The sequence below is a fragment of the Flavobacterium cellulosilyticum genome (assembly GCF_004349355.1).
GTDB classification, from domain to species: domain Bacteria; phylum Bacteroidota; class Bacteroidia; order Flavobacteriales; family Flavobacteriaceae; genus Flavobacterium; species Flavobacterium cellulosilyticum.
The window spans coordinates 288573-313838 of record NZ_SMFK01000003.1 but is presented as its reverse complement, the minus strand read 5'-3'; the positions used below and the strand labels follow the sequence as shown (position 1 = coordinate 313838).

The following is a 25266-nucleotide window of genomic DNA, read 5'->3' as shown; positions in this document are numbered from 1 at the left end:
AAAGTCTTCAAAGAAAAAATCCGTGCAAATAAGTTTAATCCGTAGAATGATTGTCCAAAAAAACAAGCTGTGGCTCAAAAAACTACTCCGGTATCTGCTGACTCAAGCAATGTAAGGTCCCAAAACCCCATATCAGATCAATCGCACTAATGCCAATAATTTCTCGATCAGGGAAACATTCTGCCAAGATATTCAAAGCTTTTCTATCGTTGGGATCGTTAAAAGTAGGAACCAAAACACACTGATTCAAAATCAAAAAATTAGCATAACTCGCTGGAATTCGAATCCCATCAAAAATCAATTTCTTAGGCATCGGCAAACTAACTATTACCGGCGAAGCACCATTTTCTAATTTTGCGTTTTGCAAGCGCTTCAAATTGTCTTGCAAAGGCTTATAATTGGCATCGTTGACATCCGTTTCTATGATGGTAACAATAGTATCTTCGTTTACAAACCGAGCCAGATCATCAATATGACCATGAGTATCATCGCCTTCAATGCCGTCTCCTAACCAAATAACGTTGGTAATTCCTAAGTATTCCTTAAAAACAGCTTCGTAATCTTCTTTGGTAAAATTCGGGTTCCGAACCTGAATATCAGGATGCAACAAACATTCTTCAGATGTCAATAACGTACCACGACCATTAACGTCTATGGCGCCACCTTCAACAATTACTGGCTTGCCTTTGTACATCACTTGGGTAAGTGGTAGTTTCAGAAAATCGGCCACTTTCGCAGGAACATGCTTGTCAAGATTGATGTTTTTGTATTTTGCCCAGCCATTAAAATTAAAGTTCAAGGCCTCTCTTTTATTGCCGTTTTTCACGATAATCGGACCCGAATCTCGCATCCATGAACGGTTCGTTTTATGAATGATAAAAGATACTTTGTCCAAATTAACGGCCGCCATTTCGAGCAGACCACTCACTTTGTCTTGAAGGTTCTCATCGGCAACAACCAGAAAAACAGATTCATATGTGGCGACTTTTTTGATGAATTCTACAAAAGCCCACTGAATCGCCTCATATTTTCCGGGCCAATCGTTGCCATTATGCGGAAAACACAATAAAATTCCTTCTTGTTTTTCCCATTCAGCAGGGAAACGTCTGTTTGTAGTAGTCATAAAAACGAAGCTAAAATTTGATGACAGCAAATATAAGCATTCGCGAGGATTATAAAAATGGATGTTTGATAAATGAGGTTTATAATTTTTAGGAGCTTAATCCAGCACTTCGCTACAAGGTATTCGGTTTCCCATTCTTTTTCTAAGCTCTAGCAGGAGCTTCCTCTGGTCGCTCTGCTAAAGCCAGAAAAAGTAATGGTCTCCCTTCATACGCTTTCCACTGCTATCAAGGCTAGGGGAGTTGGGATTGTGAGAATAATCATTTGTTGAGAAGGGGATTTGTGAGGGGGATTTTATATATTTGAGTTTGTATTCAAGTTTAAAATTATCGAAGAATGAATGATGAAATAATAACAGCTGGAAGACCTTACATTTTCAGATTTAGACCAAATACTGATAGAACAATAGATGAAATAATTAATAATTATATTTTTTTTGCGGATTGAAATTCTTTGAATGATCCGTTTGATTCCAGTCCAGATTTAGTTAAATTAAGTGAAGATCCTAAAGAAATTGAAAAATATTACAAGTTGATTTCTGAAAATTTAATTAATAAAAAAAGTAAAGAAAATTTTCTCGTTAACTATAATAATGAATCACTCTATAAATTTGCTCAAGGAAAAGTAGCAGATTTGATTTTAGAATTTGGTGTAGCTTGTTTTTCAATGTATATTATGAATATGCCTCTTTGGGCAAATTATTCGAATAATCATAAAGGTATATGTTTGCAATTCAATAGTGAAAATGATAAAGATTTTTTTAATTTTTTAGGCCCTATTCGTTATCAAGAGAACTTAAGTCAGATAGAGTTTTCACCTATATCGGATGCGGATGAATTAGGGAAAATATTTTTTAGAAAAGAAAAGAGTTGGGGATATGAAAAAGAAATTCGTTTGCTTAAAGATTTTAAAGGTAAATCGCATTTTAATAAAAGTGCGTTAAGAAATGTTATTTTTGGATATAATGCAGAGCTTGACTATATAAACAAAGTATATAAAGCGGTTAAAGAAAATTATGATGATGTAGGTGTTTATAGACTTGAAAAACCAACAACTCTTGGAAAATTAGTATTTACTGAAATAATTATCAAATAATAATAAAAGCTGCTCCAAGTGTTCCTTAAAAATAAACGTTCTTGAAAATGGATTTGAAGTGTGCTATGTTTTTCCAAAAGGTAATAATTAATAAGGGTTGTTTTGTCATTTCGACCAACGGGAGAAATCACATAACGAGAGCAACTACAATGAGCAACTAATGTGATTTCTCCTTCGTCGAAATGACAAATTACAGGTGATTTGATCTTTAATTAAAGACATTTCACTGCACTTTTCTCGATTGCATCGAGTACCTAATTCAATTAAATGTAAAATTGTAGCGTTTGCAACGCGGATAACTAAAAAGAAGAAATCTCATAAAACTAAATACCTACAAGGTCAAAAAAAGACCTTGCAGGATGGTATCCGATTACTCGAAGTGTTATTTGAATAAAAGTTCGTAATTCGAGAACTTATTGTTGTATTGGCATTATATTTAGACAATCTGAAAAGAATCATTGCTAAAAAAACATTGAGAGACTTTTGGGAAAAGCACGCCGATGCGGAACAATATTTGAAGACTTGGTACGAAACGGCTAAGAATTCAAATTGGAATTCACCAAATGAAATCAAACAAACGTTTATAAATGCAAGTATTTTGAAAGACAGTAGGATTGTTTTTAATATAAAAGGAAATTCATACCGACTCATAGTAAAATTCAATTTCGAAAGACAGTGGGCATTTATTAGGTTCATTGGCACACATGCTGAATATGATAAAATAAATGCTGACACAATTTAAAAAACCAATTATGGAAATTAGACCTATTAAAACCGAAAGTGATTACGAAAAAGCGCTTGAAAGACTTGAAGTGATTTTTGATGCTGCTCCTAATACTAAAGAAGGGGATGAAGCTGAAATTTTATCCTTGTTGATAGATAATTATGAAAATCAATTTTTTCCTATTGAAGCTCCTGATCCTATTGAAGCTATTAAAATCAGAATGGAAGAAATGAATATTAAGCAAAAAGATTTAATTGGAATTATTGGAGGCAAAAGCAGCGTTTCTGAAATTTTGAGCAAGAAAAAAAGACTGACAGTAGGCATGATTAGAGAGCTTGAAAGAGTTTTAAATATTTCGGCATCTGTATTAGTAAATAATTATCAATTGAGTAAATAGTTAATGTATTGTTTTTCTTTTTGAGACTATTCTAATGAAAATTTAACGTTCTCATCAGCCCCGATAGTAGCGGAAATCCTTGTGGTGGCTTTGCTTTTGCCACCACAATATTGTAGCGAATAGCGGGAGTAGAGGTAATTGAAATGCACATTTGTACTGCTCCTAAAAAAAACAAAAAAGGACTAAAACACATCGTTATAGTCCTTTTTTTTATTTTTTAATAAAATCCGTGTCAATCGTTTTATCCGTTAAATCCGTGTGCCAATTTAAACTTTAATCAATTGCTCTTTTGGTAATATCCCCAAAAGCATCAATTCTACGATCTCTAAAAAACGGCCAGTTCTGACGTACGTTTTCTTGTAGATCCAAATCGACTTCGGCAATCAGAATTTCTTCTTTATCGTGTGAGGCTTGTGCCAAAATTTCGCCTTGTGGACCCGCGATAAATGAAGAACCCCAAAACTGGATTCCGGCGGTATCGGGCAAATAGTGCTCTAAACCAATACGGTTGGCAGCGGCAACATACACACCATTAGCAACAGCATGCCCTTTCATAACGTTCATCCAAGCGCCGTGTTGGTTCTCGCCGTATTGCTCTTTTTCTTGTGGATGCCAACCAATAGCAGTTGGGTAAAACAAGACCTCGGCACCTTGAAGCGCTGTTAATCGAGCGGCTTCTGGATACCATTGATCCCAACATATTAGGGTGCCCACTTTTCCTTTGTTGGTATTAAAAGCTTTAAAGCCTAAATCACCTGGTGTGAAATAGAACTTTTCATAAAAATGGGGATCGTCTGGAATATGCATTTTACGGTACAATCCTGCTTCGGAACCATCAGTATCGATAATGTACGCACTGTTGTGGTAGATTCCGGCCATTCTTTTTTCGAAGAAAGGAACAATAATTACCACACCTAATTCTTTGGCCAAGGCACTAAAAGCAATAAATGAAGTGCTGTATAATGGTTCTGCCAAGGCAAAATTATCGACATCTTCGCTTTGACAAAAATAATGACTGCTATATAATTCAGGTAATAAGATGACTTCGGCTCCTTGATTGGCAGCATCACGAACCCAACTAATGCATTTTTTCAGGTTGTTTTCGGCAATATCATTCAAATTCAATTGGATAACAGCTATTTTGTATTTTTTGTTTGGCATAAGGCAATAATTTAGAGTGCAAAAATAGTGATTTTATAAGGAGTTTAATATAGTGGAAATAGAATTATTTACCTATTAATCTATCAATATTTAACGTTATATGACACTCCGTTACTTATACCAATAATTTATTTCAGCCACGAATTGCACTAATTGTCACGAATTCCTGTTTTAATTTTAAAAAAATTAGTGTAAATTAGTGTAATTCGTGGTAAAGTTTTATAACAGGTTGTATGCTGAAAATTTAGTCCGCTTAGCGGAAAGTCATATAACGTAATGTCCTTCAATCAAGTTCAAGTTGACCACTAATTTTTATAAAGTTATATAATTAGGATAACTTCCCAAACCTAGTAGTAACATAGAATATAGAAATAAATACGTTTACTCTTAGTTACACATTACTTTTTTACTTTAAAAAATGAAGCGTCTTATCAAATTTAATGAAGGCTAAATCTCTAGCTTGTACCAAGTTTGTAGAAGTTTGATTGAAAAAATAAACTAAATTGAATAGCACCCAATAGGTTTAAAATTAATAAAACTTTAAGGAATGTTGTAGTTATTCGAATGTCATTTTGACTATTTTTATACAAAAAATAAACAATGAAAAAAATTATAAGTATTACATGTGGACTATTCCTTTTTATAGGGATTCAGAGTCAAGCTCAAACCGATAAAAATAAAAACAAAATGGAAAAGCAAACGATTTATCAATTTAAAGTTGAAGATTTATCTGGTGAAACCTTTGATTTTGCTTCTTTGAAAGGTAAAAAAATAATGATTGTAAACACAGCTTCGAAATGTGGATTCACACCACAATATAAGGATTTAGAGGTTTTATACAAAGATTATCATGATAAAGGTTTTGTTATTATAGGCTTTCCAGCCAATAATTTTGGCAAGCAAGAACCAGGTAGCAATGAAGATATAGCTAGTTTTTGCCAACTCAATTATGGAGTTTCGTTCCCAATGATGAGCAAAATTTCAGTAAAAGGAGATGACATGAATCCAATATATCAATTCTTGACTCAAAAAGCTAAAAATGGAGTAGAAGATTCTGAGGTAAAATGGAATTTTCAAAAATATTTAATTAATGAAAAAGGGGAATTGGTAAAAGTATATTATTCGAAAACCTTACCAACCGATCCTGAAATTGTAAATTGGATTAAAAGCTAGTTTACTCTAAAATAAGCTGCATAAAAACAGAATCCAACCATCGATCAAATTTAAATCCGGATTCTTTGATAATCCCAACAGTAGAGAAACCAAATTTCTCATGAAACGCTACACTACTTTGATTTTCCGCATCAATAACGGCAATCATAGTGTGGCGTTTTTGTTTTCGGGCTAGTTGGATTAATGCTGCTAATAGAAGTTTACCAATACCATTCCCTTGAAAATCTTCATTTACATAAACGGAATGTTCTACAGTAAATTTATAGGCTTCTCGAAACCTAAATTCACCATACATTGCAAAACCAGCCAGTTTTCCATCAAATTCAGCAATAATCACAGGAAATCCTTTGTTGACTTTATCTTCTAAGATGTTTTTTTGTTGTTCAAAAGTTCGAATAGTGTAATCATATAAAGCCGTTGAATGAAGAATATTATAATTTATAATTTCCAAAATGGCTTGTGTATCTTCTATCTGGTACGGTCTAATTTTGATATCCATGACTATTTAGTTATGCCCAATTTAATATATAATTCGTCTACCTCTTTTGGATTAAAACTATAAGCTGTACAAATAACTTTTGATTTTCGGGCAGCCGTTATTGCTGAATTTTTATTGTTAGTTTTTAAATATAAGTTCGAAAGCAAAAGGTTTCCGTCATAAGAATCGTTCAATAATAAGGAATGAGTTGTCCATTTAATAGCCAGATTCAAACTAGGAACGTCAGTTATATATTTCAAAAAGTTTTGAGAAATTTCCTTTAATAATGTGGGATCTTTCCATGCAAATTTTTCTGTTGATTCGATGGCTATTTTTTTATAGGCTGACCAGTTCCCAGTTCTTTCGGCGATAGTAAGATCGTACCGATATATTAATGAATCTGTTTTTTGTAATTGTATGGTTTTTGCTATTTTTCGTTTTTGGTAATAGGCTATGGTGTCAAATGATTCTGTAAGTGGTTTGAGTGATTCGGTTACAATACTTATAATTTTACGCTCCACTCTCAACGGTGAGCTTATTGCCTCAAACTCTATCTGATGTTTTAATACAAATTGAAATTCTCTAGATGAAATATCAGTAACACAATTGGCGATAATTACCCAATTTGTGGGACTTATTAGTTGTTCATCTGTTTGTGAATCAAAATAGGCTTTCACTTTTTCGGCTAAATACTCTCTATCTTTCCCTTTTTTTAACACATTCATATAGTTCAGCCATTTTTGGGAATCGCTAGGCATGTTTATATATTCTTTTTCTAAAAAAGGTAATTGTAGCTTTGAATTCAAAGCGTTATTTAATTCTTGAATAAAATCGGAAGTTGATAATTCCCCTTTTAAACGGTAGAGTTCGGTTTCATTAGAATCTAAAAAGACAAATGTGGGTAAAGAAGTCAAATTGAATTTAGTATTTAAAATTTTACCTTCGGGAGTATCGATATCAAACCAAGTGCAAATGAAATTAGTCCTTAACATACTTCTAACTTTTTCTTCTTTGAATACGGTATTTTTCATTTTATTACAATGAGGACACCAAGTTGCGTATAGCATCATGAAAATCGGTTTATTTTCAGTTTTCGATGTACTAAGTATGGTTTGGTAATTCCTTTCATCAAATTTAAAACTGGTTTGAGCAATTCCAGTTTGAACAAAAATAAAAAAGAAGCAAAAACACATTAAACGCATATAATAGTTGGATTATTAATTTATAAATTTTCTATTAAATTGATTTTTACAAATATATTTCTTTTATGCAATAATAGTACCGAATATCTGGTATTTATAAGTAAAATAATAGTCTAAGTTTGTAACTTTGTAAAAAATAAATGCCTTTAGAGTCTTAGTGTCATTGAGGCAAAAAACAACAAGAATGGTTTATCCTAAAATACCTTTAGCGCAAAGCGTCATTGAAATATGTCTTGCTAAAGGAATAAAAAACATCATCATTTCTCCAGGTTCACGAAATGCGCCTTTAACTATAGGTTTTGTGAGTAATCCTGATTTCAATTGTTTTAGCATTGCTGATGAACGATGTGCGGCATTTTTTGCACTTGGAATAGCACAACAAACAAATAAACCTACAGCAGTAGTATGTACCTCGGGTTCTGCTTTGTTGAATTATTACCCTGCTTTTTCCGAAGCATTTTATAATCAAATTCCTTTGGTAGTTATTTCTGCAGACAGGCCACAAAACAAAATTGATATTGGAGATGGGCAAACGATTCGCCAACAAAATGTATTTAAAAATCATTCGCTTTATAATGCCAATTTATCACAAGAGGCCTCTGTTGAAAATGATTTAGAAATAAATAAAGCTATAAATAAGGCTTTCACGAAAAAAGGACCAGTTCATATCAACGTCCCTTTTGAAGAGCCGTTATATCAAACAGTGTCTAAATTAAATGTCGATGTAACTATTTCGGCTTTGGCCAAAAAACAAAAGAAAATTTCTATAGATGAAATAATTGCTTACACTAATATTTGGAATAAATCCAAAAAGAAATTAATTCTTGTTGGAGAAAACAAACCCAATGCAATTGATGTTGAAATAATAAATTTTCTAGCTAAAGATGATTCGGTTGTTGTAATGACAGAAACGACTTCAAACTTACATCATCCATCCTTTTTACATAACATTGATACCATAATTACACCTTTTACCAAAAAAGAGTTCGTGAAATTGCAGCCAGAAATCTTGATTACTTTTGGCGGAATGGTGGTTTCTAAAAGGATAAAAGGTTTTTTAAGAGCGTATGCGCCTTCAAATCATTGGCATATTGATGAATTAAGAGCGTATGACACTTATGGCTGTTTGACGAAACATTTTAAAGTAAATCCAAACCAGTTTTTCAATCAGTTTTTGAACTTTACGATTCCGATTCCTTCTAAATACAAATCATCTTTTGCAGCGATCGCCTCTTTGCGACAATCCAAACATCAAGAATATTTAGATACAATTCCTTTTTCAGACTTTAAGGTTTTTGAAAAAATAATTTCTTCTTTGAAGCATGATTCTATGGTGCATCTCAGCAATAGTTCGGCCATTCGTTACGCACAATTATTTAAAATAGATTCTTCAATTACCGTTTTTTGCAATCGTGGAACTAGTGGAATAGATGGAAGTACTTCTACAGCCATTGGTGCGGCTGTGGCCAATGAAAAACAAACTACACTCATCACAGGAGATATTAGTTTTTTATATGACAGTAATGCGCTTTGGAACGAATACATACCAAAAAATTTTAAGATCATTTTAATTAATAATGGAGGTGGAGGTATATTTAGGATTTTACCTGGTCACGAAGAAACGCCGGTATTCAATAAATTTTTCGAAACATCCCATTGTCATACTGCTGAATATTTGGCCAAGATGTATGGTTTTGAATACAGTATTGCAAGTGATGAAACGAGTTTAGAGAATAGTTTGGAAACGTTCTATTCCCAAAATGAAATACCATGTATTTTAGAAATTTTTACTCCAACGAGAGAAAACGACAAAATTTTGTTGCAGTATTTCAAGGAATTGGTGTAGTATTTTAGATTATAAAAATAACATTACAATTTTCTAATCTTAAACTATTTTGAACTTAAACTTAATTTAAACGTGACTTTTGCTATTCACTTTAAAATAAAACAAGAATATTTTTGAATAAACTTTTTATTATGGATGTTGAAATACTTGCTCGAATACAATTTGCCTTTACTATCGCTTTCCATTACATATATCCACCTTTAAGTATCGGGATTGGATTGATTATGGTGATAATGGAAGGTCTTTATCTCAAAACTGGAGATAAAGAATATGAAATATTAACTCGTTTTTGGATTAAATTATTTGCTTTAACATTTGGTATTGGTGTTGCAACCGGAATCATAATGGAGTTTGAATTTGGAACCAATTGGGCGGTATATTCTCGGTATGTTGGCGATATTTTTGGAAGCGCATTGGCTGCCGAAGGACTATTTGCCTTTGGTTTAGAGAGTACTTTTCTTGGGATTTTACTTTTTGGATGGAATCGAGTGAAACCATGGGTACATTTTGTTTCAACACTAGGTGTTTTTTTAGGTTCCATGTTCTCTGCAGTTTGGATTGTAGTCGCTAATTCTTGGCAACAAACTCCAGCGGGTTATCATATAGTAGGCAAGGGATTACATGCACGCGCCGAAGTTACCGATTTTTGGGCAATGGTATTCAATCCCTCAAGTGTAGATCGGATAATTCATACTTGGCAAGGGGCTATTTTAGCAGGTGCATTTTTGGTTTTAAGTGTGCATGCGTATTATATCAGAAAAGGTCGTTATGTCGAAATATCTAAAAAAGCATTCAAAATTTCATTAGTAGTAGCAACTATTTTTTCACTGACTCAGTTGATCTCTGGGCATAGTTCAGCCGATGGAGTTGCGGTAAATCAACCGGCAAAACTGGCAACTATGGAAGGCCATTTCAAGAAAAATTCCCCTGCTGATTTATATCTTTTGGGTTGGGTTGATAAAGAAAATCAAAAAGTGACAGGAATTGGGATTCCTGGTGGATTATCCTTCATAGTACACCAAGATTTTAATGCTCCAATAAAAGGATTAAATGACTTTGCAGTTGAAGACCGACCGAGTCAAATAAATGCTGTTTTCCAATTTTATCATATCATGGTCGCTATAGGAATGACATTGATTGGGCTTACATTATACGCCAGTTTTTTGTGGTGGCGTGGTAAATTATTTGAAAAGAAATGGTTGTTATGGATTTTTTCTTTTTCAGTTATTTTACCTCAAATAGCCAATCAAGTGGGTTGGTTCACTGCCGAAATGGGAAGGCAACCCTGGGTGGTATATGGTCTATTGAGAACTAGCAAAGCTTTTTCTCAAGAAGTATCAGCGAATCAAATTATTTTTTCATTAGTCATGTTTACAGTTGTTTACACTTTCTTATTGATTTTATTTATTTATTCTGTAAATAAAAAAATAAAACATGGACCTTATGATGAAATCCAGACACCCTCAATACTATAATTTTTAATACGTAACGCTATGGAATATTTTTTAGGAATAGATTATCCAACATTATGGTATTTAGTAATCGGATTATTGTTTTCGGGTTATGCAATTTTAGAAGGATTTGATTTTGGAGCAGGGGCTTGGCATTTGTTTTTTAGAAAAGATTTAAGTCGGAGAATTGCAATAAACGCCATCGGTCCAGTTTGGGATGCTAATCAAGTTTGGTTAGTTATTGGTGGAGGAGCATTATTTGCTGGATTTCCTGTAATGTATGCTACGATGTTATCGGCCATGTACATTCCGTTTATGTTGTTTTTAATGTTCAATGTATTGCGAGCGGCAGCAATTAAGTTTAGAAGTGCCGAAGAAATGGCGTGGTGGAGAAAAGGGTGGGATATAATTTATAGTGTGTCTTGTATTCTTATTGCTTTTTTGTTAGGTGTTGTATTGGGAAATATTTTGCAAGGGTTTGCTATAGGTCCCAATTATACCTATAAAGGAGGCGTATTTTTCTCCTTCCTAAATCCGTATGCCATCATGGTAGGTATTACCACGCTTTCTATTTTTATGACTCAAGGTGCTATCTATCTTTTGCTGAAAACAGAAGACCGATTGCATGACAGACTTGCTTTCTTACTGCAAAAAGGAATGGTTTTTTTTATCTTAAGTTTTGGAATGACAACGCTTTATACTCTTGTTTTTATTCCTGAAGTAACAGCAAACTTTAGAGAACACCCCATTTATTTTGTTGTTCCTGTAATTTCATTTTTGGCTGTTGCCAATGTTCCTCGATTGGTTTCCAAAAAACAATATATGTTAGCATTAGTGTTTTCGTCACTAACGATGGCTTTTTTACTTATTTTAGTTGCTTTGCAATTATATCCAACATTATTAATTTCTACAATCGATCCTAAGTATAATGTCACTATATACAACGCCGCTTCGTCACAAAAATCGTTAGGAATTATGTTGACTATAGTAGTAATTGGGGCTCCATTATTGGCTGGCTATTTTTTCTTTTTGTACCGAACATTTAACGGAAAAGTAAAATTGGACGATACGAGTTATTAAGGGAGTTTGAGAGTAATTTTTATTTCGCAGTATAATTGGGACAACCAAAACATTTGACGTCCATATTAAATTGATACGTTAGCGACAACTCATAAACTCCGCCAGTTTTTCCGATTTTTGTTGTGTTTAAATCATAAGAAAATCCTAGTCTTAAATTTTCATACTGTAATCCTGTAAATAAATTAATCGAGGTTAGGAGTTGGTTATTCATGCCATTTTTAGCTGGATTAGTAACGGCAGTGGCTCCAAAAAACATTTTTTCAAACAGTATTGATGCTCCTATATCAAGTCGGTTGTAACGTCCTTGTTGCATATAGTTTGAAGTTACAAACATTTTAGTTTCATAAGGAAAAAATAGAACATCCACATATTCTGCCAAAAGAAATTCATAGCCACCACTCAAAGAGAAGAAAGTAGCTAAGGGAACATTTCCTGCATCTCCAGCAAATGAAATATTTGGCCTGTTGAGGTGTTTCATCGACAAACCAATCCATAAATCATCGGTATTAAAAACCATACCTGCATTATAGTCAAAAAAGTTAACTTTATCATTGAATGCAAATGGATCAATAGAGTTTGCATTATTATTACCTGATCGGATGTTAATTTGATCTTCTAATAATAAATTTTGAAAACCATAGGATTTTATTCCATAGCCAATTTCTATTCCAGGTCTAAAACACCAATCATCACTAATTCGTACTTTATAAGCATAATTAGCATTGACTTCGGTGAAATTATAGTTGTTTATATTTTCTCTTTGACTTAGTACACTCACACCCAGGCCACTATTCATGCTTTCGATCCAAGTATTGACAAAAGCATAGTCGGTACTGATTTTTAAGTCTAATTCAGGCCATTGTTCTCGATGTATGATTCCGGTGTAAGTCGTTTCCATAAAGCCGGAGAAACCTGGATTTAATGTTTCTGGGACTAAAAAATATTGAGTAAATATTGGGTCTTGCGCACTCATTTTAGAATAAAAGCAGCAAGTGATAATTATGATAAATAGTTTGAATTTCATTTTTTTTATCTATTGCTTTTATTTAATTAAAGTGAATGCCCCTTTGTCTGTAACGGTATGATTGTAAAAGGTTTTTGCTGTGATTTTAAAATAATAGTTGCCGTTTTCAGCATTTATTCCTTTTATTTCTCCATTCCAGCCACGAATATTTTCTCCAGTTTCTGAGTAGATAATACCTCCCCAGGTGTCAAAAACATCTAGAGTTATATTAGTTAATCCGAGAAATACTGGCGCAAATGAGTCATTGGTTCCATCATTATTTGGTGTAAACGCATTTGGCATAGCTAGGCTATATCCTTTTTCTACGACTATTGTAGCCTCGTGTGAATATTTGCAGCCAAAAGGATAGGAAACGACTTGTTTTATAGTGTAAGTTCCAGGTCTGGTATAAATATGTTTCGGACTCATTTCATCTGAAAAATTACCATCTCCAAAATCCCATGATATAGTTGTGAAACTTCCTGTAGCTAAATTTGAAAATAAAACAGGGTCGTAAATAGAATATAAATCATAAACCTCTTTTCCGTAAGAACTTGTAGAAAAATCGGCTATGCCTAAAACAGGAGTGTTCACATTGTATGGAATATCAGCTTTGCAGCCAAAACTATCTGTAACAGTAAATAGTATTAAACCATTATTTACAGTATTCATAATTTCATTATTTGCACCCGTAACCACGCCATCAGACCAACTCAAAGTGTAAGGCGGAATACCACCTTTTACATGTCCTACGAAGGTTTGATGAACATACTTGGTAGCACAGTTGAAATCCGTTAAGACTTCAATAGTAGGAGTTAGTTGTTCAAATCGGGTGATTTTCCATGATTCTGATTTTTTACAACCATTGGCATCGGTTACCGTAACCGTATAATTATTAGGAGTAAGATTGCTTAAATCTTCGGTAATTGCACCATTGGACCAAGAATATTTAAACGGCTGCGTACCACCAGTAACGACTAAATTGATAGCCCCTGTATCAGCTGCATAGCAATTTAAAGGATTGGTTACATCAGCTTTTAGTTCTAACAATAAGGGCTCAATTATTACAAATGTTTCTTTTATTTTACAGGATTTAGCATCAGTAATTGAAACACTATATTTTCCTGGCCCTAGATTATTTCTTTCAATACCTGCTGTAGCATCATCATCCCATATTAGTGAAACAGGAGTTTTGCCACCAACAAGGTTTAATCGTATGTGAGCATCTCTTTCGCCAAAACAAGAAATTTGTCTTACATCAGGATTTATGGTAAAAACAGGGGCATTGTCAATAACGATAGTAAATACTTTTGGACAGCCTAATGAATCGGTAATGGTAATTATATAAGTTCCAGCAGTTAAATTATTTTGTACAAGTCCAGTCCCTAAATTGCTCCATTTTATGATATAAGGTTCGCCAGTTGCAAAAGGTACTCCGCCAGTAATACCATTAATAGTAATCGATGCATCAGCATAATTATAGCAGGCAATTTCGGTTTTGGTGTATGTTAATTTTATTTCAGCATTTTGCAGTAAAGTGACTTGTAAATTATCTGTACAGCCAGAATTGTCAGTAACGGTTAGATTGTAAGTTCCTGCGGGTACATTTCTTAAATTTTGAACAGAACTTCTAAAACCGTTTGGTCCAGTCCAATTGTAAGTGTATTTGAAAACTCCTGGAGAAATTTCAGTAGCTCTTCCGCCAACTGTTTTTACATCAATTTCTCCAGTGGAATATCCGTAACACAAAATATCAACTTGACTTACATAGCTTAGTTCTAACAAAGGAGGCTCAATTATGGTATAAGATCCTTTGAGGATATCACAATTGTTTACTTCTGTAATAGTTACTTCATAAACGCCAGCAGATAAATTAGTAAGATTTCCGGTGATGGGAGTAAAAGGATTTCCATCTTTTGTCCACAGATATTTATAGGGAGCGGTTCCTCCAGATGTAAATAAATTAATTTTTCCATTATTTAAACCAAAACAGCTGATGTCATTTTTACTTCCTGAAAATTGAAATAAACCAGGTTCACTAACATAGTAACTTTTTGCAAAAGGACAATTACCATTATCAATAACAGTTAAATTATAATAGCCAGGTTTTAAATTCGAAAGATCTTCATCTGTACTTGTAAAACCGTTAGGGCCAGTCCAAGAGAATTTGTATGGATTTCCAGTTGTAAAAGGAATACCACCAGCTACATTTACAGCAATGGATCCATCATTTGAGCCAAAACAAGTAGTGCCTTTTATAGTTTCAATTACCTTTATTAAAGGATCAACAGTTACTGTGATTGTAAAATTTGGACCAGGACAGATAACAGATATTGGCGATACAGTATACGTTACGGTGGCAGGATTTGGAGTTGTATTGGTTAATGTTTGACTGATAGTTGTGGTTGGAGTTGATTGCCCACTTGCTCCAGTAACTGAACCAAGGGGAGAAATTATTGGCGCAGACCATATATAAGTAGTTCCTGGAGGTACGTTGTCAATACCATTAGTTACAGGAGCAATTTGAAAAGAATTACCACTACATATTTTTACAGTCTTTGGTTTTATAATAGGAGAAAGAACTAAATCAACCGAAAAGCTGGCTGTTTTTGAAACCGTTCCGCAGCTATTGCTAACGCTAAAGGTAGCCTGATAATTCCCGCTTGTGGTGTAATTTATAGAACCTGGGTCTAGTGATGTAGAAGTTGAAGGAGTACCGCCAGGGAAAGTCCATAAATAAGTTATCTCATTACTTGGAGCACAGCTTTGTTCTACTTTTCCAACTGGCTTAATTGTTGCCGAATTACAAAAATCCGAAATAGGTTCTAAAGTGATAACAGGTGGTTTTTTAACTTCTATAGTTTTGGTAATGTATTGATCTATTCCGCACGAATTTCGAGTCCTAAGTCTCACGTAGTAGGTTCCCGGTAACGTAAAATTAAAAGCAGGATTTTCAGACGAAGAGTAGGTTCCGTTTGCAAAATTCCATTGTCCTCTACCAGTTCCTGGAACGGATTCTTTACCACAAAAACCTTCATAATAGTTAGTAACTTCCCAATAATAACTTTGGGGTCCACAACTTAAACGGGTATCGGTGGTATTATTCATTTGAAGCGTTGTTGAAGCGCAGGCATTTCCAAAAGTGAAATTAGGCTGTAATATGGGTTCAACACATATTGTTCTTGTTGTAGATGCTCCAATTCCACAAGGTGTTTGAGCCGATAATTTTATGGTATAAGTTCCTGGCGTTGTATAAACATGACTAGGATTTACTTGTCTTGAAGGCGCACTTCCGTCTCCAAAATCCCAAGTATAAACGTTAAAAGTACTACAACCATTGGTGTAACCCGCAATTGTGGTATTGTTAAAATACACAGAGGTATTGGCACAAACAATATTACTTACATTGAAACTAATTGTTGGAACATCTAAAATTATAATAGGACCAGCTGTAAGATAGGTGCTGCCGCAAGAAGTTGTAATTGTTAAACTAACTGTATTTCCTGAAGGGCAATTGAATCTAGTAAATTTATGCGGAATTGGGAAATTTTGAGAAGCTTGAGGATTTAAATTATTATAATAAGAGGAACTTTCTAGTTGTGATTGAGTATAATTTTGAGAAGTTCCATCACCATAATTAACCTGATAATTAGTGTCAGAAGGATTGAGAGCCCAAGATCCGATGGCAAAATCCATTGGTGCAACAGGGATACATAAATTTGTGGTGTTTCCTGGAGCGATAAGAGCACCAAGTGGGTTGTTAGAATTTTTAACTACATAAGTGATTGAATTACTACATTCATTACTTCCGTTTCCAGTTATAACCATATTAAAAGAACCTATTTTCAGGTAGTCATGCATTTTCGGAAAAGTAACATTTGTATCAAAAGTGCCATCACCCCAATCTACATCATAGGAAGAAATACATGAAATAGAATTGGAATTATTTCCAACATTAATGGTGTATTTTGGGTTCGAATTGTTGTCTCCACATCTTTCAAAAGGAGTATTTGATCCCGGAGAATTTAAGTTTGAAAATTTTATATCTGGTTTTTGCTTTACCGAAATAGACTTTGTTATCGTATTGACTTCACCATTAGCATCGGTAACCGTCAATTGTATGCTGAAATTTTGTAAGCCGCAACCCAATGCGGTAAAAGAATGACTTGGAGAATTGCTTGTTGAAGAGCTTCCGTCCCCAAAATTCCATTTGTACGTAAAAGGAGCGTTGCCAGTTATTGTTGGGTTGAATGTAACAGGAGTTCCAGAACAGGCACCGTCATTGCTAAAACTAAAATTTATGCTTGGCGGCAAAAGTAATTTACTATTGTTATCAAAACTATATACTGAAGAGGTAATTATTGATAGTAAAAGTAAGTGTAATAAGTAAAAATTCTTCATGTCTCAAAGTAATTTAAAGGCGTAAAAATAGAGATATTTTATTACAAAAATAAAAAAATATGTTTTTTTTTCTGCACGAAGTATAAGAAGATAATTTGCCTTTATTGAGACTCAATATAGGTGAAATTATTTTTTTATTTGATTGATTTATTGGAGTGTTAAGGGTTGTTTCCTTACACTTGTTATTATGAGTATTAGTTGAATTTTAAAAATAATAATTGGTGAGTGAATATCAGTTTGAGATTTGATTTCGTTGTTAAGGTTGAAGGGGGTATTTATGGAGTTGGTATTGTAATTAATTTTAAAGAAAGGCGATTTATATAGGTGTAATTAAGCAAAGCTGGAAAGTGTTTTTGTATTGGAATATAATAAATTGCAGCACAATCAATAAAGCATTTATCTATTTTGTTTTCTGAAAATAGTGTCAATATTGAAATGTAAGTTTGATAATTAACATTGTTTCAATTAATCATAATACCTTCTTTTAAGCTTTTGTTTTTTTTATCCAAATTGATGGTATAAAAATCAAAAACGGTTATTGGATTTACAGATTCCTAACAAATTAGGATTGTCAATTTCTATTCTGTAATGTGTTTTTTTATAAAAAATATGACTTCCAAACTACAATAGGGATAAAGTAAATAGAATGTCTGTATAAATAAATTTAAATTAGAAGTTTTGATAATCGTAATTAAACAAATATGCATATTGTTATAAATTAATAGATTTTAATTCAACTCAAAATCTTCGTACCTTTGCGGCTTAGAAAAAATACAAGAATATGATTGAAATAGGAAAATACAATACGCTAACTATATTACGTGATACCAAAGTAGGATTGTTTTTGGGTAATCCCGAAAAAGATCCAGAAGGAATTCACGACATTCTTTTGCCTAATAAATACGTACCAAACGAATGGGAAATAGGCGAGGAGGTGATTGTTTTTGTTTATTTGGATCACGAAGAAAGACCTGTTGCGACAACTTTAGAACCATATATATTACTGAATGAATTTGCACTTTTGCGTGTAAATTATGTGAATCAAGTGGGCGCTTTTATGGATTGGGGAATGGAAAAGGACATTCTGGTTCCGTTTAAAGAACAAGCTCGACCTATGGAAAAAGGAAAACGCTATTTGGTTTACCTTTATATGGACGAACAAACGAAACGTTTAGTAGCATCGAGTAAAACGAATCAGTTTTTGAAAAATGATAATCTAACTGTCGAAAAAGGAGAAGAAGTCGACTTGATTGTATCGCATATAACGGAACTTGGTATCAATGTAATCATCAACGAACAGCACAAAGGCTTGATGTACAAAGATGAAGTCTATGATGATTCGATTCGTACCGGAGACAGAATGCGTGGGTATATAAAAACCATACGTCCTGATAATAAAATTGATGTTTCATTACAAATACAAGGGTATCAAAGTATTGAACCTAATGCAGATAAAATTCTAGATGAACTTCGAGCCAGTCGTGGATTTTTAAGGTTGACCGATAGTTCGCATCCCGAAGACATTAAAACAGTCTTGAAAATGAGTAAAAAAACGTTCAAGAAAGCAATAGGTGCTTTATATAAAGAAAAATTAATCGAGATAAAAGAAGACGGAATTTATTTGGTGAATGAATAAAAATAGGTTCTACCACGAATTGTGTGGTTTTGGATTTAATTTAAGTTTAAATTCAAAACTTTAAACCATTAAGAAAGTTAAGATTCTATAAAAGCTAAAAGCTTAATTTTCTTAACTTTCTTAATGGTTTGTTTTTTAATTTACTAATAGTTTTTAGTTAATCCATAATATCTGGACCATTAAGATAGATAAGATTTTTCAAAGCTATAAGCTTAATTTTCTTAATTATCTTAATGGTTTGTTTTTTAATTTACTAATAGTTTCTAGTTAATGCATAATATCTAAACCATTAAGATAGTTAAGATTCTTCAAAGCTATAAGCTTAATTTTCTTAACTTACTTAATGGTTTGTTTTTTAATTTACTAATAGTTTCTAGTTAATGCATAATATATAAACCATTAAGATAGTTAAGATTCTTCAAAGCTATAAGCTTAATTTTCTTAACTTTCTTAATGGTTTGGTTTTTACTAATAGTTACTATTTGATGTTATTTATGCTTAATTTACTCATGCATTAGTGCAGAATAAAAAAGAAAGACTAATCTAAGCGATTAGTCTTTCTGATTTAAGTATTATCCTGAATTTAATATTTAGAATAATCTTAAGTTAAGTATCTATCATTTTTAAAAGTTGATTTCATCGCTTTCTAAACAAAACTGTATTTCTACAATATTTTATAAAGCATCATAGCGTAAATATCTTTATCAAATGGTTTTGTCTTGATATTTCAAAAATTCACTTATAATTAAGAGAAAATTTCACAATAAGACCATGGTTTTTTTTTTATTATAAAGATGGTTTTCCAAAATAATAATGCCTTAATGTATGCTGGCAAGTATTGGTCTACAAATCCTCTGTTTTAACCTTAGGTGTTACACTTTAAACTTTTACTACAATTGCAAATTCTTGTATCATTTGCTCATTTTTCTTGGTTTTAAAATTGATTATATTATAAAAGACCGATGAAAAATGAGTGACAAAATTTTTAAATTTATCCAAAAAGGTTCATTTTTTAGGTTAATAAATCAGTGATAAAAATTATTGCTTTATTATTTTAAATAAAAAAAGATATTTTTTTATTAGCAATCATTAAATTTAAATAAAATATTTCATGCTGACTGTTAAAATTATTTTTATTTTTATTATTTAGAATAGTTCTTAAACTTTTAAAGGATTAATTTTTCCTTCTCCCAAAAAAGTATAGCTAAAAATGTAAAAAAATCAACTATTTTTACATTGAAATAATTTAAAGAGACTATAAATGGATTGGATAACCGTCAAAGAATACGAAGATATAACTTATAAAAAATGCAATGGAGTTGCTAGAATCGCTTTTAACAGACCAAACGTACGCAATGCTTTTCGTCCTAAAACAACCTCCGAATTGTACCAAGCTTTTTATGACGCTCAGGAAGACACTTCAATTGGGGTTGTATTACTTTCTGCCGAAGGTCCTTCTACTAAAGACGGAATTTATTCTTTTTGTAGCGGTGGCGATCAAAACGCAAGAGGCCATCAAGGATATGTAGGAGAAGATGGTCAACATCGTTTGAATATCCTTGAAGTACAACGATTAATTCGATTTATGCCAAAAGTAGTTATTGCCGTTGTTCCTGGTTGGGCTGTTGGTGGTGGACATAGTTTGCATGTGGTTTGCGATTTGACATTGGCAAGTAAAGAACATGCTATTTTCAAGCAAACGGATGCTGATGTGACTAGTTTTGATGCTGGATATGGCTCTGCTTATTTAGCTAAAATGGTAGGACAAAAGAAAGCGCGTGAGATTTTCTTTTTAGGTCGAAATTATTCTGCTGAAGAAGCTATGGAAATGGGGATGGTTAATGCAGTTATTCCACATGCAGAACTAGAAGATACTGCTTTTGAATGGGCACAAGAAATATTACAAAAATCACCAATGGCTATTAAAATGCTAAAATTTGCCATGAATCTCACTGATGACGGCATGGTAGGACAACAAATTTTTGCTGGAGAAGCCACTCGATTGGCTTATATGACCGAAGAAGCTAAAGAAGGTAGAAATGCTTTTCTGGAAAAACGGAAACCCAATTTCGAAAAAAAATGGTTGCCTTAAAAATATTTTAGATTTACGATTAACGATTTTAGATTTTTGAAATCTGAACTTCGTAATCACAATTCTAACATCTCAATTCTAACATCTTAAATTATAATGAAACATTGGATTCAAGCCGCACGATTGCGCACCTTGCCGTTATCGGTTTCTGGAATAATAGTGGGAAGTATGTATGCTTTGGCATACCCAACAAATAATGTACTAACGCCAACAGAAGTTTTCAATTGGAAAATATTCGGATATGCAATCTTAACTACTTTGGGATTGCAAATACTGTCTAATTTTGCCAATGACTATGGTGATGGTATAAAAGGAACCGATAACGAGGAGAGAGTGGGACCGAAACGGGCACTTCAAAGTGGCGTAATATCACCGCAAGCCATGAAACGAGCAATTGTGATTACTTCGCTTTTGACGTTGATTGCGGCGATGCTGTTGATTTATTTTGCCTTTAAAGGTACAAGTATAGGGTATTCTTTGTTTTTCTTGGTGTTGGGTGTTTTGGCAATCGCTTCTGCGATTCGCTATACTGTAGGAAACACAGCATATGGATATAGAGGTTTTGGTGACTTGTTTGTATTTGTGTTTTTTGGTTTAGTAAGTACTTTAGGAGTCAATTTTTTGTACTCAAAACAATTGAATTTTGACCTTTTTTTACTTGCATCAGCAATTGGATTTTTAAGTGTAGGGGTGTTAAATCTCAATAATATGAGGGATGAAGCATCTGATAAAAAGTCAAATAAAAACACTATAGTAGTGAAAATTGGTGGCGAAAAAGCGAAGAAATACCATTATTTTTTAATTATTTCAGCAATGGTTTTGGTTTTGGTATTTGCTATATTAAATAATTTTCACTTTGATCAATACCTTTTTTTAATAGCCTATATACCTTTAACTAAGCATTTACATACGGTTTATAAAAACCAAGATCCGAGGGCTTTAGATCCTGAATTAAAAAAATTAGCGTTAAGCACTTTTGCACTTTCTGTATTAATTGCTTTGTCTATGATTTTCTTTATTTCGGATTTGTTAGTTAATAATTATTAAGTGAATCTTTAAAATTAATCAATATGAAAATTACATTTTATGGCCATTCTTCAATTGGAATTGAAGTTAGTGGCAAGCATGTTTTAATTGATCCTTATATTTCTGCCAATCCCAATGCGTCTCATATTAATATCAACGAGTTAAAAGCCGATTATATTTTATTGACTCATGCACACAGCGACCATATTCTGGATGTTGAATACATAGCTAGGAGGACAAATGCAGTTATTGTTTCGAATTTTGAAGTGGCTTCGCATTTTGGTGCAAAAGGACTTCAGTTCCATCCAATGAATCATGGTGGGAGTTGGAACTTCGATTTCGGGAAGGTGAAATACGTAAATGCAGTTCATTCTAGTTCTTTTCCTGATGGAAGTAATGGTGGAAATCCCGGCGGCTTTGTCATTGAAGGTGAGCACAAAAACATTTATATTTCTGGAGATACTGCACTAACAATGGATATGAAATTAATTCCTTTGCGAACCAAACTTGATTTGGCTATTTTTCCAATTGGAGATAACTTTACAATGGATGTCGAAGATGCAATTCTGGCATCTGATTTTGTGGATTGTGATAAAATATTGGGAGTTCACTACGATACGTTTGGTTATATCGTCATCAACCATGAACAGGCTATTCGTAAATTTTTTGACAAAGGAAAAGATTTAATGTTGCTAAAAATCGGGGAAAGTATCGAATTATAATTTTTTTAGGAGCTTTTTCCTGCTGTACACTATATCTCTTGTGGCGAACACCGCCGCAAGAGGATGCCGTTTCCATCAGGGCTGGACATATCAACACTAAACAAAATGAATTTTAAGATATTATTTATTTCGCTTTTCATAATCTTGAAAACTAGTTCTATTTATGCTCAGAATGACGGTTATTGGGATAAAGAAAGATCATTCACAAAGGAAAACGTTGTTTCGGCACGAGATAGAATTGTTGTAAAAACTGATGATTTGCCATTGGGAACTACTGAAGTCCTTTTTAGAATCACCCTTCTTGATGGAAATCAACAAATGGCAAGCAGTTTGGTTTCGGTTTTGAAATCCATTCCTGATCCAACTGGAATTAGTCAAGGGTCAGCTGGTGCTGTTTTTTTATTGTCTAAAATTTCAGGAGAGGATAAATGTAAATATGCCATTTTTTCAAATGAAACAGCCGCAACTGAATACAAAAAAAGTGGAAATACTGATAAGGCATGTTATGTGCAAAATGAAGCGGTTAGTAAAGATGCTAAAGTTCTTTCTATGGAAAAATATTCGTGTATTCTATCCAATTCGAATACAATGTGGTTTGGTTTTGAAAGTAAGAATTGGATAATGAATCAAAAAGTTGTTATTGAAATTTTGCCTTGGGTTAATAAGAAGTTAAGTAGAGGTTGGGTTTTAGAGAACCGAAAATCAATAATTAACCAATGTAAAATCTCTGAAATTGCAAAAAAAATAATAGAGCCGGATGATTTTTGTATTTGTACACTTGATAAAATACAAAAAGAATATAAGTTTCAGGAATTTCAAAAGCTGCTTGCAATTGAAAAATCAAAAATATACAAGGATATCGGGAATGTTTGTCTAAAAGGAATGGGTGTTTCTAATACTGTTTATCCTGATTTACGTAATGAAGCATCAAAATTGATGAAGCAAGGCAAATATGGCGACGCAATCGATAAAATATTAAGAATTGTAATTAATGGTATGGCAACGGATATTGATTTTAATACGCTTGGAAATGCCTATATCATGACAAAGCAATATGGTAAAGCAATTAAATTCCTAAAAGAAGGAGAGAAAATGGACGATTCTGAATTGTTAATCCAAATGAATCTGGCGCATGCTTATCTGTTTAATAATGACTTTAAAGCTGCTAAAGCTATTTATAAAAAATACCAATCTCAAAATGTTACAGATAGTTTGAGTTGGACTCAAAAGGTAAAACAAGACTTCGAAACTTTCGAAAAAGCAGGATTGCCAAATGATGATTATAAAAGGGTTTTAAAGCTATTTTAATGTTAATAATATGAATATAAATTCATTTGTAATATCACTATATCAGTTGTTTGTGCTGTATTATTTAAACTTAAAATGCATGTAGTTTTTATTGAAGTATTATTCTGTGTTTTATTGAAATATTTTCAATTTAAAACGAAAATCTACGTTTTGTAAGTCCTTTTATTAAAGCGTTTAATCTTATCTTTTTTTTTAGATCCAATTAATTATAACAACTCATTTTGAAAGCAACCTATCATAAATACCTCCTTCAATTTAAACGACCTTCGGGAACATCAAGAGGGGTAATGATCGAAAAAGAAACCTGGTTTATTGTTCTCGAAGAGAATGGTAAGAAAGGAATAGGAGAGTGTGGGGTATTACGTGGCTTAAGCATTGATGATCGGTCGGATTATGAAGAGAAATTAAAATGGACGTGTGCTAATATTCATCTTGGAGAAAATCAGCTTTGGGAAGTTTTAATCGAGTTTCCTTCAATTCAATTTGGAGTGGAGATGGCTTTTCAATCTTTAGCTAGTGAAACTCCTTTTTTACTCTTTCCTTCGGAATTTACAAATGGACAAAAAAGTATCCTGATAAACGGTTTGGTTTGGATGGGTGAGGAGCAGTTTATGAAGGAGCAAATAGAGGAAAAATTAGCGGCAGGATTTGGCTGTATTAAACTTAAGATTGGAGCTATAGATTTCGATAAAGAACTGCAATTATTAGGTTATATTAGACAACATTTCACCGAAGAGCAGGTGGAAATAAGGGTAGATGCTAATGGGGCTTTTAACGAATCTATAGCTTTAGATAAAATAACGCAGCTATCTGAATTTAAGCTTCATAGTATAGAGCAACCAATACAAAAAAACAATACTGACAAGATGTCAGCGCTATGTAAAACAACACCAATTCCTATCGCTTTGGACGAAGAGCTTATTGGAGTGTTTACATTGGAAGAAAAAGAAGCGTTATTACAGAAAATTAAGCCGCAATACATCATTTTAAAACCTAGTTTTATTGGAGGATTTCGGGGAACAAAAGAATGGATTTTATTGGCTGAAAAATATAATATTGGCTGGTGGATTACATCTGCTTTAGAAAGTAATATTGGTTTAAATGCGATTGCACAATGGACTTTTATGCAACATAATTTAATGCCACAAGGTTTAGGTACTGGAGCATTGTATACCAATAATTTTGATTGTCCTTTAATGGTTTCTAAAGGACAGTTGTGGTATGAAAGTACAAATGGCTGGATAATGGATTTTAACTCACTATAAAGCCTTATTTAGTGTGTTTTTGGGATGATTTATTCTAATTGCATTATCAATTACTTATAATCTTGTATCAACTCATTTTTCAAA

Annotated in this window: 19 protein-coding genes; 13 read left to right on the top strand and 6 right to left on the bottom strand. The window is 33.0% G+C overall.

The features are described from left to right. Positions 1-82 precede the first annotated feature (82 nt). Complete coding sequence (locus E0F76_RS07745; RefSeq protein WP_132003795.1) at positions 83-1123, bottom strand: agmatine deiminase family protein; 1041 nt, start codon at positions 1121-1123, stop codon at positions 83-85. Positions 1124-1575: 452 nt separating this feature from the next. On the opposite strand from E0F76_RS07745, the gene E0F76_RS07740 reads away from it, so the two are divergent. From E0F76_RS07740 to E0F76_RS07730, 3 genes are all read left to right on the top strand, one after another. Continuing rightward, positions 1576-2217: a DUF2971 domain-containing protein gene (locus E0F76_RS07740; RefSeq protein WP_132003793.1), complete on the top strand. Its 642-nt coding sequence runs from the start codon at positions 1576-1578 to the stop codon at positions 2215-2217. A gap of 445 nt (positions 2218-2662) precedes the next feature. Continuing rightward, entirely contained in the window at positions 2663-2959 is a 297-nt protein-coding gene (locus tag E0F76_RS07735; RefSeq protein WP_132004025.1) for a type II toxin-antitoxin system HigB family toxin, read from the top strand. A gap of 10 nt (positions 2960-2969) precedes the next feature. After that, positions 2970-3338 (top strand): helix-turn-helix domain-containing protein, encoded by a 369-nt coding sequence (locus tag E0F76_RS07730; RefSeq protein ID WP_132003790.1) that lies wholly within the window; start codon positions 2970-2972, stop codon positions 3336-3338. 273 nt (positions 3339-3611) lie between these two features. On the opposite strand, the gene E0F76_RS07725 is transcribed toward E0F76_RS07730, so the two are convergent. After that, entirely contained in the window at positions 3612-4499 is an 888-nt protein-coding gene (locus E0F76_RS07725) for a carbon-nitrogen hydrolase (protein WP_132003787.1), read from the bottom strand. A 600-nt stretch (positions 4500-5099) separates the two neighbouring features. Here E0F76_RS07725 and E0F76_RS07720 point away from each other — a divergent pair. Then, a complete protein-coding gene (locus tag E0F76_RS07720; RefSeq protein ID WP_132003784.1) occupies positions 5100-5672 on the top strand; it encodes a glutathione peroxidase in 573 nt (190 codons plus the stop codon). Between the two features lies 1 nt (position 5673). Here E0F76_RS07720 and E0F76_RS07715 read toward each other — a convergent pair whose 3' ends face one another. Together E0F76_RS07715 and E0F76_RS07710 are read right to left on the bottom strand one after the other, a co-directional pair. Further along, the gene (locus E0F76_RS07715) at positions 5674-6171 is read right to left on the bottom strand and encodes a GNAT family N-acetyltransferase (protein WP_132003781.1); all 498 of its coding nucleotides are present in this window, start codon (positions 6169-6171) and stop codon (positions 5674-5676) included. Between the two features lie 2 nt (positions 6172-6173). Beyond that, positions 6174-7343: a thioredoxin family protein gene (locus E0F76_RS07710; RefSeq protein WP_246022013.1), complete on the bottom strand. Its 1170-nt coding sequence runs from the start codon at positions 7341-7343 to the stop codon at positions 6174-6176. Positions 7344-7536: 193 nt separating this feature from the next. Here E0F76_RS07710 and menD point away from each other — a divergent pair, with 193 nt between their 5' ends. From menD to cydB, 3 genes are all read left to right on the top strand, one after another. Next, positions 7537-9198 (top strand): 2-succinyl-5-enolpyruvyl-6-hydroxy-3-cyclohexene-1-carboxylic-acid synthase, encoded by a 1662-nt coding sequence (menD, locus tag E0F76_RS07705; RefSeq protein WP_132003775.1) that lies wholly within the window; start codon positions 7537-7539, stop codon positions 9196-9198. Positions 9199-9329: 131 nt separating this feature from the next. After that, positions 9330-10673 (top strand): cytochrome ubiquinol oxidase subunit I, encoded by a 1344-nt coding sequence (locus E0F76_RS07700; RefSeq protein ID WP_132004022.1) that lies wholly within the window; start codon positions 9330-9332, stop codon positions 10671-10673. A gap of 18 nt (positions 10674-10691) precedes the next feature. Continuing rightward, complete coding sequence (gene cydB / locus E0F76_RS07695; protein WP_132003772.1) at positions 10692-11729, top strand: cytochrome d ubiquinol oxidase subunit II; 1038 nt, start codon at positions 10692-10694, stop codon at positions 11727-11729. A gap of 19 nt (positions 11730-11748) precedes the next feature. On the opposite strand, the gene E0F76_RS07690 is transcribed toward cydB, so the two are convergent. Next, the gene (locus E0F76_RS07690; RefSeq protein WP_132003769.1) at positions 11749-12753 is read right to left on the bottom strand and encodes a PorP/SprF family type IX secretion system membrane protein; all 1005 of its coding nucleotides are present in this window, start codon (positions 12751-12753) and stop codon (positions 11749-11751) included. A gap of 18 nt (positions 12754-12771) precedes the next feature. Then, positions 12772-17133, bottom strand: coding sequence for a PKD domain-containing protein (locus E0F76_RS07685; RefSeq protein WP_132003766.1), 4362 nt, complete (start codon positions 17131-17133; stop codon positions 12772-12774). A 781-nt stretch (positions 17134-17914) separates the two neighbouring features. On the opposite strand from E0F76_RS07685, the gene E0F76_RS07680 reads away from it, so the two are divergent. The 6 genes from E0F76_RS07680 (at position 17915) to E0F76_RS07655 (ending at position 25182) form a co-directional block, all read left to right on the top strand. Next, a complete protein-coding gene (locus E0F76_RS07680; protein ID WP_132003763.1) occupies positions 17915-18769 on the top strand; it encodes a CvfB family protein in 855 nt (284 codons plus the stop codon). A 1261-nt stretch (positions 18770-20030) separates the two neighbouring features. After that, positions 20031-20861, top strand: coding sequence for a 1,4-dihydroxy-2-naphthoyl-CoA synthase (locus tag E0F76_RS07675; protein WP_132003760.1), 831 nt, complete (start codon positions 20031-20033; stop codon positions 20859-20861). Positions 20862-20957: 96 nt separating this feature from the next. Next, positions 20958-21908 carry a 1,4-dihydroxy-2-naphthoate octaprenyltransferase gene (gene menA / locus E0F76_RS07670; protein WP_132003757.1) on the top strand — a complete coding sequence of 317 codons (951 nt, stop codon included), beginning with the start codon at positions 20958-20960 and terminating at the stop codon, positions 21906-21908. Between the two features lie 23 nt (positions 21909-21931). Further along, positions 21932-22609 (top strand): metal-dependent hydrolase, encoded by a 678-nt coding sequence (locus tag E0F76_RS07665; RefSeq protein ID WP_132003754.1) that lies wholly within the window; start codon positions 21932-21934, stop codon positions 22607-22609. Positions 22610-22714: 105 nt separating this feature from the next. Further along, on the top strand, positions 22715-23917 hold the full coding sequence (locus tag E0F76_RS07660; RefSeq protein ID WP_132003751.1) for a tetratricopeptide repeat protein: 1203 nt from the start codon (positions 22715-22717) through the stop codon (positions 23915-23917). Between the two features lie 221 nt (positions 23918-24138). After that, positions 24139-25182 carry an o-succinylbenzoate synthase gene (locus E0F76_RS07655; RefSeq protein ID WP_132003748.1) on the top strand — a complete coding sequence of 348 codons (1044 nt, stop codon included), beginning with the start codon at positions 24139-24141 and terminating at the stop codon, positions 25180-25182. Positions 25183-25266 lie beyond the last annotated feature (84 nt).